This is a genomic window from Armatimonadota bacterium, assembly GCA_016223145.1.
Classification (GTDB): Bacteria; Armatimonadota; Fimbriimonadia; order Fimbriimonadales; family Fimbriimonadaceae; genus Nitrosymbiomonas.
In genome coordinates, this window is sequence record JACRPN010000008.1 from 72,370 (window position 1) to 87,012 (window position 14,643).

Here is a 14,643-nt window from a genome sequence, read left to right on the forward strand (position 1 = left end):
TTGAAGTTATTCGGCCGACTGCTAACGGCAATCATTCTGCTCGCCTCTCAGGTGAGCTTTTCGTTGGCAGTTTGTGTCTGTCCGCCTCTTCAGCAGGCCCCGCCGATCAAGCCCGCCTCCGTTTGCCCCATGTCAAAGAAGGCAAACTGTGGGTGCTGTCTTTCTGACGGCCCCGGCGGGCGTTCCGGACTTTCGGCTTTGGGCCACGACGGCATGTCTTCACATGCCAAATGCCAGGTTGCGGCGAGGGACATGAGCAAAACTCCCAAGTCGGCGGCGGCGGTGCTCTCTGCGAGCACGACGGCCGTTCTGGCGCCAGCGCCGATTTTGCCGGCTGTCGAGATCAGGTCTGGCGATTATGCTCCGGCAACGCACCTCGTGGTGCATCGGATTCGCCCGCCCGATCCAGGGCTCAACGGGCTACGTGCGCCTCCTTCCCGCTAGTTTCGTCGTCGCCGAGAGTGCGTGGCACCGCTCGGCCATGTGAACTAGCGAGGTATCCATCATCAAACGCCTTCATCAGGGAAGCTCCGGCGGAAATAGCCGCTTGAGCACCCGAAAACCCCGTCCGATCGGACTCGGCACCTTGGCCATGCTGGCAGTGATCGTCTTGATCGCCGCCTATGGGTTCAGCCAAAGATCCGCGGCAGCCCTGCCAAGCACGAGTCACCTGCCTTCGCCCCAGCGGCCGCTCTCCAAGCCCGAGCCCTCCCAGCTTTTGTCCAACAGGGCCCTTCGGCTCTCGGAGGCTCAGCGAACCAAGATTGTCGCGATCGACGCCGAATGGCAGCGCTCTAAAGCTGGTCTGGTAACCGCCATGTCGTCGTTTCAGCCGAAGCAGGGGCAGGTTCAGGAGATCAGCAAGAGCTTGAGAGGGTATTCACAGCTTTCACGCGAGTACGATTCGACTCGAGCGCACTACTGGTCCGAGGCGCTCACCGTACTCACACCTTCCCAGCGAAAGGAGGTGCAGCAGTGAGACGACCCCTTATCTTCGCGGCGCTCGTCTTGACGACTGCTGCCTTTGGTCAACAGCATCTGTCCTTGAGCGAATCGCTCCGATTGGCCCACGAAAAGAGCCCGGTGCTAAGGGCCTCGCAGGCGGACGCAAACGCTGCCTCGGCTGGAGCCCGGGCTTCTCGGGCGCGCACCCGGCCACAGCTCTCCGCAAACGGCTTCGCAGCCGACGGGAAACAGAGCAGCATTCTCAGTTCTTCGCCCATGGTCGAGCCACCGGCCTTTATGGCGACGGCTCCAGGGACCTTCTTCGACGGGAACCTCTCGCTAATGTTTCCTTTGATCGCCTCGCGGTTATCTGCGATGGCTTCCGCTGCCGGTTGGCAGGCCAGGGCGGCAGGAGGGGAGTTCCTTGAGGCTCGGGCAGATCTCGATCTTCGGGTCACCGAAGCCTATTATCGTGTGCTTCTGGCTCGGCAGATGATTGCAGTGGCCGAGACCAGAAAGGCGGCCGCTACGGAGCTCGTGAAGAACACGCGGGCGCTGTTCGAATCCGGCAAAGGCATCGAGGCCGCCGTGCAACGTTCCGAAGCCGAACTTTCATCTGCCCAGCGTGGCCTCACTAGCGCCAAGAACGAAGAGGCAAAGGCGATCCTCGACCTAAAGGAGACGATCGGCTTGGACCTCGGAACGGATGTCGTGGTGGACGGTGAGGCATCACCTTTGGTGCCATCGAGTCTGAACGACGCCATAGCAGCGGGCAAGCAGAGACGGGGCATGTTGTTGGCCGCACGCGCGAGAGCTTCGGCTGCCCAATCTGACGTGCGAGCCGCAGCCTCCCAACGACTCCCCCAGCTCTACGGAGTTGCCATGGGAGACACCACGAATCGTCGGGACATGGGTGGCGGCACCATCGGCTTGACGCTTAGCTTTCCGGTTTTCGATAGCGGGAGGATTTCCGCCGAGGTCGCTCAGGCTCGATCCATGCAAGAGAAAGCCGATGCGCAAGTTCGTCAGGCTGAACTCACGGTCGAGAAAGAGATTCGACAAGCTTCGCTCGACCTCGAAACCGCTCGCGCAAATGCAGATTCGGCCGAGAGGTCGCTGGTTGGCGCGCAAGCATCCTATGACGTCATCGCGTTACGCGTCGCTTCAGGCAAGAGCATCCTTGTGGAACAGCTCGATTCGTTGCAGACCTTGACGCAGGCAAAAGCCGATCTGGCACAAGCCCGATTTGACCTGGACCTCGCGGCAGCCAGGCTCACCCGCGCCGCGGGAGGAAACAAGTGAAAAGACTACTTACCCTTTTGTTGCTGGCGCTCGTCGCCATTACATACGCCGTTCAAGGAATGGCCGGCCCGTATCAGATCGACCTCCGCACGGACCCGGCGATCGTGCCTGTTGGCAAGGCGAAGTTGATCATCAAGGTCACGGCCAACGGCAAACCCGTATCCGGTGCCACAGTTAAGGCGATGGCTCAGATGCCCGGAATGAACATGGGTGAACGCGAGGAAACCGCTTCACCAGCTTCTGAGCCCGGTACCTACATAGCTCCTGCGTCTTTCGCCATGGCCGGAGCCTACCAAGCGACGATCACGATTTCAGGTTCAGCGGGAACCGGTAAGGCCGTGCTGTCTCTCCAAACGGGTGAAAGCACCGAGGGCGGAGGAGGCGGGTTTCCGCTGGGCACCATCGTCCTCTGGGGTGGGCTGATTGTTATCGCAATCATTGTGGTAAGGCAGATTCGTCGAACCGGCCAGCAAGTGAATATCGCCAGCATCTTCAATCGCCAGGTGCTTCTGTCATTGCTTCTGCTCGGTGCGGCACTCGCCGTCGCAGTCTGGTTTGTCAACAGCAAGCGCCGAGAAGGTGCGATGACGCCAATGGAAGCTCAAGTGATGGAGATGAACACCCCGGCTCCTGAAGGATCCCTTCCTGTACGGCTTGGGAAAGTAGAGAGCAAGCCGTTTCAGGCGACCGTCACTTACTCAGGGCAAGCCGTCGGGTTCATCGAGCAGGATGTCGTTCCCCGCGTCACCGGCGCCATCGTTTGGATGCCGCTTTACGTTGGCGATCGTGTTGTGAAAGGACAAGTACTGGCGCGCCTCGACACGTCTCAACTCGATCCGATGGTCAGCGAGAAGCTTGCCGGTGTCAGCACGGCCCGGCAAGGCGTGGGCGTTGCCTCGATGGAATATCAGCAAGCCATGAATATGGTGACGCAGGCTCGCGCTGAAGTCAGCATGGCAGAAGGCGAACAAAGCGAGGCCGAGGCCATGTTGGTCGCGGCGCAACAAGGACGGGGTAGCGCCGAGTCCGAGATCGAGTCTGCGAGGGCTGACATTCAGGCGATGCAGGCCGATCTTGTTGCTGCTGAAGCCGACCGAACCTACCAACAGCAAGAACTAGGACGAATGCAAAGCCTCTTTGAGAGGGGAGCGATCTCGAAGGATGAACTGCAGCGTGCCCAAGCGGAAGCGAAGAAGGCAGATGCTATGGTCTCCAAGGCTCGCGAAAACGTCAATCGCGCTCGCGCCCAAGCCAACTCAGCTCAAGCAATGCTAAGGAAAACCGATGCTGAGATCGCGGCGGCAAAACGTAAGGTTCAGCAGGCTGAAGCCAACTTGAGGGCCAAGCAAGCTAGTGTGAAGACCGCGGAAGCGGGAGCGAAGGCTTCTAAAGGGAAGATTGGCCAATCCGAAGCGGGGGTTGCGGAAGCGGCTGCTGGCCTTAGGGGAGCGACAACCCAGAGGGGTTACAGCGAACTTCGATCCGAAGTCGATGGCGTTGTGACTCAGCGCGTCATCAGCCCAGGAACGATCGTCAACCCGGGTCAAACGGTGATGAGGGTATCTCAGATCAAGCCGATCCGACTTCAGGCCAACGTACCAGAAGAGGACCTTGCCCGAATTCAATTGGGAGCTAATGTAAAGGTCACCCGACGTGGAAAGGGCGAGAAGCCGATAGCGGCGAAAGTAACGAGCATCTCGCCTTCACTTGACCCCAGTTCTAGAACCGGGATAGTCGAGGCGCTGTTCGCGAACGAAGACGGGAGGTTCTCGCCCGGTCAGTACCTGACGATGGAGATTTCTATCGGATCGGGGCAGACGGCTCTCGTGATTCCATCCTCTGCCGTCCTGTCGGAGACTCAGGAAACCGGACGACAGCACTACGTGTGGGTTGCTGAGCCTATGTCGGGGAGCGAACTCATGGTCTCGCGCAAGGATGTGCAGATCGGCGCCCGTTCGGGAGACCTCGTGGAAGTTGCATCCGGGCTGAAAGCCGGCGACCAGGTTGTTCTCGCTCCTCCACAGGGACTGGCCGCGGGCAATCATGTGACGAACGTCAGCGAGCCGTCCGTCGCGATTGGTGACCAGCCGCAGGTCATCGAGATCACGGAAGCAGGCTATAGCCCCGCCTCCATAGCGGTTCCAGCGGACAAGCCATTCAAGGTGATCTTCATCAGAAAAGCAGCCGAGAGTTGCGGCACGCAAGTCATCTTCCCCGATCTCGGCATCAAAAGGGACCTGCCACTCAATCAGCCTGTGACGATTGAAATCCCGCCCCAGCCTGGCGGCAAATCCTTAAGCTTCACTTGCCCGATGAACATGCTGAAAGGCAAGGCGGTGGTCAAGTGAAGGAAAAAGTACAAGGCGCGCTCAATCGCATTCCCCAGTGGTCGATCGAGCACCCCTATGCCGTCATTGCGTTCTTCGTCGCGATGCTTGCTCTCGCCTGGATATCCATTGGGCGGATGCCGCGTCGCTTTGCTCCCTATGTGGAGAGCCCCATGATTGGGGTTGTCACGATGATGCCGGGCCTGTCGGCGCAAGAAATGGAGCTCTATATATCCAAGCCCATTGAAGAACAGCTCGTCAACGTAAAGGGAGTTCGCTACATTCGGAGCACGTCGCAAGACGGTTTCTCTATCGTAACGCTTGAGTTCCCGTACCAAACGAACATGCAGCGGGCTATCACGGATATCCAATCGCTGATGAACGTGGTGCAGTCCAACCTGCCGGCGACCGGCGCCAACCTGAAGCCGTCGTGGGTCGTTCCGATTGACCCGCTCAACCTTCCCATCCTCACGCTGTCCTTACACGGCGACGCGTCGCAAGGGTGGACGATGGAGAAGGTCCGGCAGTTTGCGGACAACACCGCCATCAATCGCCTCAAGACAGTGCAAGACGTATATTCCGTGGTGCCGTTTGGCGGTTTTCGCAGACAGCTTCAAGTCATTGTGGACCGGGACAAACTTGCAGCCTACGGACTTTCAATTCTCGACGTGCGAAACGCAATCGACCGCTCGAATGTGAGCACCTCTGGCGGCACACTAACCGACGCGGAACGCGAGGGGATCGTCAGGGTCCAGACGCGCGCGAAGGGACCGCAAGATGTCCTCGATTATCCAATCGCAACGGTTACAGGAGGCTCTACAAGCACGGGTCCGCCGCCAGCAAGCGGAGGAGGCGGAATGGGTATGGGCGGCGGAGCTGCATCGGCACCTTCTCGAAGCGCCGGTGCTCTTGAGAGCGGTACGCCACGCGTAATCTACATTCGAGACGTTGCCCGGGTCGAGGATTCGCATTGGGAGCAACGTAGCGGATACCACTACCTTGACAACGTAGCCGGCGAAGTGCATCCGTCCATATCCGTCAGCGTGATCCAGAATCCAGGGGCGAGCTCAGCTCTCATTGTGCCCGCAGTAATGAAGGTTGTGAAGCAACTGGAATCGGAGAACCCGGGACTTCACTTCAATGTGGCTTATGACAACGCGCACTTTGTCGACATTCTCTTTGAGAACGTATGGCATGAGTTGGCGATCGCAGTCCTATTAACCGGACTCGCGCTTCTCTTCTTCCTTGGTGAATGGCGCGGGACGCTAATTGCGATGGTCACGCTCCCGACGAGCCTTGCCATGGCTGTGCTGCTCATGGTGCCATTTGGAATGACTTTTAACAGCGGCACGCTCATAGGTCTGCTGTTGAGCATTGGCCGGCTCGTCGACGACTCAATCATCGACATACACGCTGTAGAGAGACATCTCCGGATGGGTAAAGACGCCAAAGCGGCAACGGTTGACGGTATCGCTGAGGTCCGTGTGGCGGTCATCGCTTCAACGCTGATGATCGTGCTCGCATTGCTGCCCCTGATCTTTTCTGGCGGCATCGTTGGACTGATGTTTGTCGAACTTGTCTGGCCCCTCATCTTTGGGCTGCTCGCCTCCATGTTCGTTTCGTTCACGCTAACGGCGCTGCTCGCGTCGAAGCTACTGCGGCCAGAACAAGTGCGAGACGAAGAGCGTCGAAAGCCGGGCCTGAATCTCTTGTATCTGATCCTCGACCCTTGTCAGCGATTTCTTGTTCGAATGGAACATGGCTATGCGAGGGCGATCACTTGGCTCTTAAAGCACAGGTTCGCGAACTTCACTCGGGTACTCGCAACGCTCATCCTTGGGTTTAGCTTCTACTACTTTCTCGGCAGCGAAATGATGCCTTTGGCCGATACTGGCCAAGCCTCTGCATTGCTGGAGATGCAGCCTGGAACCTCATATCTCGGTACGCAGAACGCCGTAAAGCAAGTCGAGTCAATCATTCGAAAGCACCCGGAGATAGAAAAGGCAAGCATCGAGATGGGTGCCGAGACGATGTTTGAAACGTGGTCTCCATTCTTCACCGGCTATCAAATGCCTTCGGTGAGTGGCGCGGCCATGATGCTGACGTTTAGCGACAAGGACTTGCGCAAGCGCAGCATCTTTGAAGTCATCGACAGCATACAGAAAGAAGCCCTTCAGACCGTGCCGGGAATCAGGCGGTTTCAGATAAAGGAAATGGGCTCGGACGTCATGGCGACCTCCGCGGCACCAATCCACGTTTACGTCTACGGCCCCGACCTAAATGAGCTAGACCGCCTGGGGTCACAGGTTTTGGGCGTAGGGGAGAAAATGCCTGAGCTCTTCCAGCCAGGAAAAACCTGGTCGATGGGAGTGCCTGACTATCGGGTCAATGTAGATCTGCAGCGAGCGCAAGAAGTTGGCCTCTCACCAGACCAGATTGCGCAACAGGCCTACTACGCTACGCGAGGCGGCTTGACCAGCGAGTTCTACAGGATTCCGAATCTCAGGCAGAACACGATCCTGGTGCGCTATGACAAGGAAGAGCGTAAAACACCCGAAGACCTGGAAAACATGTATCTCACGACGCCGGGCGGAAAGCAGATCCTGCTCAAATCTGTCGCCGGCGTCGAAGAGACATCAGCGCCAACAGCCATCGAACATGACGGCCTGCGCCGGGTTGTTGGCGTCACGGGCTACTACCGCATTGGCAACCTGCCGAGCATGGACGTGGTCATGAACCTTGTCTCCAATGCCTACGGCGGAAACAAGAAGCTCGGCATCGGGCCCGTCAACTTCCCGCCTGGATACGGCATGGAAATGCGCGGTGACATGACGCAGATGATGGACAGCTTTAGGCGGCTTATGTCCGGGCTTGGCCTGTCGCTCATCATGATGTACTTGGTTCTGGTCATCCAGTTCCGAGGTTTCCTGCAGCCTTTCCAGATGATTGCATCGTTGCCTTTGGAGCTTGCCGGCGTCTTCGTAGCGCTATTCCTTGCTCACCAGTCCTTCTCGACCGTTTCCATTCTCGGAATTATCGTGCTCACGGGCATGGACATCACCACGGCTGTCCTCATGATCGACCTGATCATGAAATACCGTGACGCAGGGGTTCCGCGAGAGGAGGCCATTCGAAGAGCATGCCCAGATCGATTGCGGCCGATCCTCATGACCGCAGGCATCTCACTCGTTGTCATGCTGCCGGTGGCGTTTGCGCCAAAGACCGGCCTCGACGCTTACCAACCGCTCGCCATGGCGGTTGTGGGAGGACTGATCTCGGGAACGGTCCTCTCACTCTTCGACATCCCGATCATGCACACGTACGTGGACGATTTCGTCCGCTGGCTCAACAGGACATTCTTGCGACGTGAGTGGAACTGGCCCGTAACCGATCCAGATTCGGACTACGCCATTCCGAGCAACCCACCTCAAGAAGATGCGCCTGATCATCCAAGCGACCATAACACAGGAGAAAATCAATGATCAATACTCGAGTCCTCATCGCCCTAGCCGTCGGAGCGGCGACGCTGTCCATTACGTCCGCACAAATGTGCGGCGGATGCGGCGGCAGCTCCGCGCCTCAGGGCGCGCCCGTTCAGGTCCAGACCGACAAGAAAGGCGTGCAGAAGGCCACCATCGTCGTCGACGGCGGCTTCAGCCCCTCGTCCCTTACGGTCAAGGCCGGCCAGCCGGTCGAGCTGACCTTTGACACCAAGAAGAGAGGCTGCGCCTCGTCCGTGAACTTCGAAGGGCTCAATCTCAAGAAGGACCTGACCGACGGCAAGAAGACCGTCGTGTCGTTCACCCCCAAGAAAGCGGGCACTTACACATTCGCCTGCCCCATGAAGATGATCAAGGGAACCCTAATCGTCAAGTAGTGGCAGCGTTCCGAGGTTCCCCCTTTACCCCAGAGGGGGACCTCACCCTTCCTTCTTGTGATTCGGAGGTGAATCAGGAGACCCAGGCAATGAAGCCCAGTTCCAGAAGATCGGCCCTCTTTAGTCTCCTAGTCCTCGTTGCGCTCGCTGCGTTCTTCGCCGCGACCTTTCGAACCGTTCGGGTCGTCGGGCCGTCCATGGAGCCCCAACATCCCGATGGAAAGCGGTTCCTCATGACCTCCGACTATTGGCTCGTCGGGCCCATAAGCAAAGGCGACGTCGTCGTGATCGATGACCCGGAGGGTCCGTCAGGGGAGCTCGTCAAGCGGGTCTATGCGATGCCCGGAGGCGAAGTGCCCTCAAGCCTCTCGCCGATCGGCATGAAGCAGACCGTCCCCAAGGGCCAGATCTACGTCCTTGGCGACAACCGCGACGAATCCACCGACAGCCGGGACTTCGGGACCGTGCCCCTGAGTAGCGTCCGCGGCAAATGCGTGCACCTTTGGAGTTGGGATATGAGCATTCCCTTCGTCATTGTCTTTGCCGGCATCGCCCTGATCGCAGCCGACTGGCTCCTCCTGCGCCGCCTTTCAAAGCGCTACAGTCAAGGCGATGCAGAAGAATGCGCTCACGACTTTGGTCGAATCTGTGCTGAACTGTTAGAATAGGCTCGTGGAGTCAGATCGAAAGACCCAACAGGCTGACCTAGGAGGACCAATTTTGAGCGAGTTCAGTTGGTCTGAGCAGCAATTCGATGACGCCTGTCGTCGAGTCAGGCCCACGCTGATTCGTTGGGTGCGGCGGCGCGTTCGATGTGATGACCATTGCGATGAGGTTGTCCAGAGAGTCTTCTACGCTCTTGCCAAGAATCGAGACAACTTCGGACCGGCATCCATGGAAGCCTACGCCATGAGAGCCTCCGCGAATGCGGTCAAGAACTACTACGAGCGCGACCTTCCTCGGTGGTCGAGCCGGATTTCGCTTGAAAACTGGGCAGAAGACTATGGGGTGCAACGCCAGAGCGGGGAGCCGTGTCCTGATCAAGGAATTGGGATGCGAGACCTTGCCGTGAAGATGTTTGACGAAATGAAGACGTGCTGCTCCCCGATCGAGCGAAGCATCGCCATGCTCTTCTTTCAGGGCGCATCGTTCGATGAGATTTCCAAGGACATCCATATGAATGCGGTGACGGTTCGCAGCCACTTCAAGCGGGCTCGTGAGAAGCTGCTTCAGCATCTTTGGCTCAATTCGCCGGACCTGCTTGGCGGCCAGGACCAGGTTCTGGCTGTGCTCGATACGCTTGTCTTGAGAGGCGAGCTATCAGACCATGAGGCGGAAGCGGTTCGTGAGAGAAAAGGCGGTGCCTTGCGCCTGCGTGCAGCACTACTTAAGGTTGCCACGCATTTGACAGCCCTGCTGTTCGCCTTGCCTTTGATGGGGGGTAGGAGTTGAAAGATGCCGAAAGAACCGCCATCGAGCAGAAGTGGGGCGAAGCGTTGAACGAGTTGAATCCCACCGGTCCGTGCTTGACAGCAAGGGAGCTCATTGAAGTTGCTGAGCGGGGAGCTCGCGCGCGGCACTATGATCGTCACATCGAACACCTCGCGCTCTGTAGCGTCTGCCGTGAAGCCGTCCGAGAGATGACGGAGGCCGACCTTGCCAGCAGGCAGGCAAGATCATCTTTTCCCGATTCCATAGCGAGGTGGTTCACCTTTCCAAGGCTTGCCTTTGCGATCCCGGCCGCCATGGCCGTTGTCGCATGTGCATTCTTGCTTGCTCGATCAGGATGGTTTGGCGGATCGACTGGTCCTGAGCCCATAGCCTCGCACGACAAGGCAAACGGCGGAGAAAACCAATCTGATCCAAACGTCAACCCGAGGGGTGTCAATGGGGCGAAGGGTTCGCGCCTGGTTCAGGACGGTCCGGAACAGCAAACCGACCCGGGCAGTATTGTAGCGCCCGGTAAGGAAGGGTCCTCTGTCAGATCCACGCTAGTGGCAAGCAATTGGACCATTAGTGGCGGGAGGCACATTTACAACGGGATCGACCTTCCCGACGACGCACAGCTCTTTGCAAGAGCACTTACCGAAGGGCCAACCGTCGACCGCGGCATTTCGGGAGGCGCACTGCGTGAGCGACCCAATATAAAAGCGGGCTCCACGGAACCGAAAGTGGTTGCCAACTGGCTCGACGATCCGGTCGAAGGCAATTCGGCGCTCGTAGAGACTAACCCCACTTTCAGACTTGCCTGGGACGACGCGGAGAGCAGGACGGTGCGAATCCTTCAGGTCGAGGCGAACGGTAGCAGAACGGAGATCTCTGGAGCGTTGGCCTTTACGGGAGGCGACAAGCCTCGATCCCAGTTAGCGGCAGCGCTTCGCGGCGGGTCTTCACTGAAGCGCGGCCACGACTATGTTCTGGAGGTCAGAGCCAAGTCCGATGAGCTTATCGGTGGAACCAGGGTCGACTCCGAGAAGACAACCGCCTGGCGCTTTCGTGTATTGAGTGAAAACGAATTGAGCCAATACCGATGGGCCAAGGCCAATGAGGCGAAGCTGCCTGTCGTCGCCGCGATCGCATACAGCCGCCTGGGCCAATATGGAGACGCCGAGCGGGTTTGCCGTGTCCTGGACAAGCAGTCCTTGAATGGCAAGAGCGGCGGAAACAGCCAGACTCAACCGATTGAGAGAAGCTCTACATGGCTGCGATGGCGAAAGGCTATTCGCGGCCAATACGAACGGCGGCTCTCCAAACCCGAGGAATAGGCTCGTTTCAGGAGGGAGCCTATAATGTTGGGAAGCGGCTTGGTGCCGCTTGGGGGAGCCCACATTATGGTTTTGTGCGTGAGAGCCGGATTGGCTCTTTTCCTGGCATTGGCCCAGCAGGGCACGTCGGGGCAACAAGATGTCCAACTACCCGAGGGCGTCAGTTCAGCCCAATTCTCGTGGCTAAGAGAGCTGGCCCGTGCCGGGGACCAAGCCAAAACGGATCGGCTGATTGAGGCGCACCCAGATTGGCGCACCCTCGCCTTCTTCGAGCGCGTCTGCAAAGCTTTCGACACCAGTGACCCCGGAACGGCGGTCAATTGGCTGCCCGCCACGAATGGTCTGCTGACTTTGGCAGAGCACGTCGTCTATCCAGAGCCTTCCCGACACGTGTTTCCAACCGACCGCCACTACTCCCTCGCCTATGCTCACTTCAAGGTCGGCGGTATTGCCGCCAGCGCAAGGGACCTCGGGCCTGCCGAACTTCATTACAGAACTGCAATCTCCCTTTTTCGCGGCAGAGCCGCCGCAGGTCTCCAAGAATCGCTCCGTGATGCAGGCTCATCAGCAAACGAGCTCTTTGGGATACCGGCAGAGCAGCTCGCGGGAATGTGCCAGCTAAACCTCGGAACTGTCTTTCGCGACTCAGGCGAGCTTCCAAAGGCCCTTCAGGCGTTCGAGGAAGCCCTCGCAACTTTGACTGCCTGCAACGACTTGACTCACGCTGCGATGGCGCACGTGGACCTTAGCGACGTGCTGATGAACCTGGGCAACACTAGCCGAGCAATATCTGAACTTGAAGCCGCAAGAGCCCAGTGTGAAGCCCTCAAGGATGATTCGGGGGTTGCGCAAGCAGAGCTAAACCTTGGAAACCTTTATATTAGGACGAGCAAGTATGAATTGGCGCTAGCCCAGTTCAAGCTGGCACACAAGGTGTTTGAGGCGTCTGGAGACTTCCTCAATCTTGCCTCGGCCATTTCGGGCGAAGGCGCCGCCTATCTGAACTTGGGTCGATTCCAAGATGCATGCGCTAGCTTTGAACGAGCTCGCGCAATTAGCGAGAAGCAGAACGATCTCTTCGGTGTCGCACGGGCGACCATGAACCTAGGCGCCGCCAAGTACTCGATGCAGAGGCCGCTTGAAGCGATCGTGTATTTCGAATCCGCGCGGCAAACAGCTCTGGCAGCGCCGGACGAGATCACAGCAGCAAGCTGTCTGAGCAATCTGGGCACCTGCTATCAGGAGTTGGGGATGACAGCCGAGGCGATACCGTGTCTTGAGGAATCGCTCAAATATCTCCGGTCGTCGGGGATGATCCAAGAGCTTGCCTCAACCCAGACCTCTATCGGACTTGCCCTTGGCCTGGAAGGTCGGCGCCCCCAAGCGATTCAAGTGCACTTGCAGGCACTGAAGACCTTTGGTGAACTCAAGGCGCAGAAAGAAGCTGGAGTTTGCCACCTGAACATCGCGCAGCTGTACTTCGACCAAGGCAGCTTGGCTAAAGCTCAGGAGCATCTGGCCGCTGCGCGCACTGCCCTGTCAGCAACGGAGGCAGCGCCAGACATTGCGCGAGTCGATTTGCTTGCCGGGTTGCTTGCCGCCAACGCTGATCTGAATGGCGCATTGGCGCAAGTTGGCAGCGCAGTTCGTGTCTTCGATGAACTCGGAATGCCCCTTGACTTTCTCAAAGCCTCGATGCATCTTGGCGACCTTTATGCTCGGGCTGGTGATCGCAAAGGGAGTTTGCAGTCATACGACAGCGCTCTTGACAAACTAAACGAGCTTCAAACCGCGCAGTCTGATCCTCTGTCCTCTACGCTCAGCGACGTCGGCTCCTCATTGCTCGCAAAGTACATCGAATCATCCAAGAGGGATGTGAGCCCGGAGGCCGCCTTTGCCGCGTGCCAGCGCACCAAGGGTGGGCTGCTCAGAGCATCGCTCTTGCAAGAGTCAAGTCTCGAAGTGGCAGTCGGCGCTCAAGATGCAAAGCGCGTCCGAGAACTCCGCAGCGAGTGCGAGAGACTAGAGAAGGAGCTTCAGAAGAAGCCGTCCGATGCCTCATTGACCGAAGCGAGGGGAAGGGCATTCGCGGCAATGAACGCTTTTGATCTCTATCTTAGGACCAAATATCCCAGCTTTCGAGCCCTATACTCGAGCCCTGCGACGCTCAGTGAGATTTGCAGAGCGCTCGGCCCGAATGATGCTTCCGTCGAATACATCTGCGGCGATGAGCGAATCTATGCGTTCGTGGCGCGGATGTTGAATGGCATTCCCATAGTCACACGATTCGATTTGGGACCTTCGAGTACAGCCAAGACCGCTACGGCCGAATTCTCACTGCAGCTGAAGCGCGCAACCCCGAACGCACAAGCGTTGCGACTTCTCGGGAAGCGGCTCTACGCACGGCTTGTTCAGCCGCTCCAAGGCTCGCTTAAGGGCATCACTGGTCTGGTCATTTGCCCAGACCGGTACTTGCATGAACTGCCGTTTGGAGCCCTGGTCGGTCCCGATGGCAGATATGTCATCGAAGCCAATGCTATTGCAGTCGCGCCCTCTGCATCGTCATGGCAAGCCTGCAGGGTCGTTGCTGAAGCTCGAAGAAGGGAGCGCCCTGGGGCCCCGCTCGTGGTCGGGATTTCCAGGTTCGGCCGGTCGCCTACCTCAGCCCTTCCAAGGCTGCCGCGTTCCATTCGTTCAGGCGGCAGTCTTGACGCGCTTCCTGCAGCTGCTCAGGAAGCAAAGTCAGTGGCCCAGATTCTCGGGTGTCAGCCAATACTAGAATCCAACGCCACTACCTCAGTTGTGACGAAGCGCCTCGAATCTGCGGGGATTCTCCATTTCGCAACTCACGCGTGTGGAAACAGCTTGGCGCCACTCATGGGCTACCTTGTTCTGGCGCCAGAGACTAAAGACGAGCTTGGCTATCTTTACGCACGGGACATCTATCGAACTCGCACCAAAGCACGACTAGCGGTCCTCTCAGCCTGCAGTACTCTTGGCACGAAGTCTTCTGGCGAAGGCATCTTGGGCCTTAGCTGGGCCTTCCTAGTGGCAGGCTGTCCGAGCACGATCGCGACCCGCTGGGACTTGGACGACGCTGCGGCCAAGCTTTGGGTTGACGCATTCTACAAGTCTTACGCCAAGGGGACGCCGGCAGCCGATAGCGCACGAGAGGCCTGCCTTAAGCTCATTCGAACGCGAGGCCAAAAGCTTGACCGATCGTCACCGGCATTTTGGGCCGCTTGGGCTCTGGTCGGCGACAGCCGCTAGAGCTTGCCGGCTGAACCTGATCTGAGGGCTCACCGGCCCTCCGCATCTCCATTTCACACAAATATCTGGTGCATCTGCATCGTGGTCCTGACGTTCGGTGTCTTCCTGCTGCAGTGAGGGCAAAAAGCCCCTTCCCATCAGAAAGCACTAAGGAGAC

The 14,643-nt window shown here is 58.2% G+C and carries 10 protein-coding genes; all 10 read left to right on the forward strand.

From position 1 onward, the window contains the following. Nucleotides 1-252 precede the first annotated feature (252 nt). A complete protein-coding gene (locus tag HZC36_05580) occupies nucleotides 253-444 on the forward strand; it encodes a hypothetical protein (GenBank protein MBI5706443.1) in 192 nt (63 codons plus the stop codon). Nucleotides 445-547: 103 nt separating this feature from the next. Then, nucleotides 548-979: a hypothetical protein gene (locus HZC36_05585; protein MBI5706444.1), complete on the forward strand. Its 432-nt coding sequence runs from the start codon at nucleotides 548-550 to the stop codon at nucleotides 977-979. Beyond that, nucleotides 976-2,247 (forward strand): TolC family protein, encoded by a 1,272-nt coding sequence (locus tag HZC36_05590; protein MBI5706445.1) that lies wholly within the window; start codon nucleotides 976-978, stop codon nucleotides 2,245-2,247. The genes HZC36_05585 and HZC36_05590 overlap by 4 nt, the downstream gene beginning before the upstream one ends. Beyond that, nucleotides 2,244-4,595 carry an efflux RND transporter periplasmic adaptor subunit gene (locus HZC36_05595; GenBank protein ID MBI5706446.1) on the forward strand — a complete coding sequence of 784 codons (2,352 nt, stop codon included), beginning with the start codon at nucleotides 2,244-2,246 and terminating at the stop codon, nucleotides 4,593-4,595. The genes HZC36_05590 and HZC36_05595 overlap by 4 nt, the downstream gene beginning before the upstream one ends. Further along, nucleotides 4,592-8,056, forward strand: a complete 3,465-nt coding sequence (locus HZC36_05600) for an efflux RND transporter permease subunit (protein MBI5706447.1) — start codon at nucleotides 4,592-4,594, stop codon at nucleotides 8,054-8,056. The genes HZC36_05595 and HZC36_05600 overlap by 4 nt, the downstream gene beginning before the upstream one ends. Beyond that, nucleotides 8,053-8,451 (forward strand): cupredoxin domain-containing protein, encoded by a 399-nt coding sequence (locus HZC36_05605; GenBank protein MBI5706448.1) that lies wholly within the window; start codon nucleotides 8,053-8,055, stop codon nucleotides 8,449-8,451. Before HZC36_05600 ends, HZC36_05605 begins: the two co-directional genes overlap by 4 nt. Nucleotides 8,452-8,540: 89 nt before the next feature. Further along, the gene (locus HZC36_05610) at nucleotides 8,541-9,119 is read left to right on the forward strand and encodes a S26 family signal peptidase (protein ID MBI5706449.1); all 579 of its coding nucleotides are present in this window, start codon (nucleotides 8,541-8,543) and stop codon (nucleotides 9,117-9,119) included. Nucleotides 9,120-9,171: 52 nt separating this feature from the next. Beyond that, nucleotides 9,172-9,903, forward strand: coding sequence for a sigma-70 family RNA polymerase sigma factor (locus HZC36_05615; protein MBI5706450.1), 732 nt, complete (start codon nucleotides 9,172-9,174; stop codon nucleotides 9,901-9,903). Between the two features lie 542 nt (nucleotides 9,904-10,445). After that, complete coding sequence (locus HZC36_05620) at nucleotides 10,446-11,216, forward strand: hypothetical protein (protein MBI5706451.1); 771 nt, start codon at nucleotides 10,446-10,448, stop codon at nucleotides 11,214-11,216. A 78-nt stretch (nucleotides 11,217-11,294) separates the two neighbouring features. Then, on the forward strand, nucleotides 11,295-14,486 hold the full coding sequence (locus tag HZC36_05625; protein ID MBI5706452.1) for a CHAT domain-containing protein: 3,192 nt from the start codon (nucleotides 11,295-11,297) through the stop codon (nucleotides 14,484-14,486). Nucleotides 14,487-14,643: the final 157 nt, after the last annotated feature.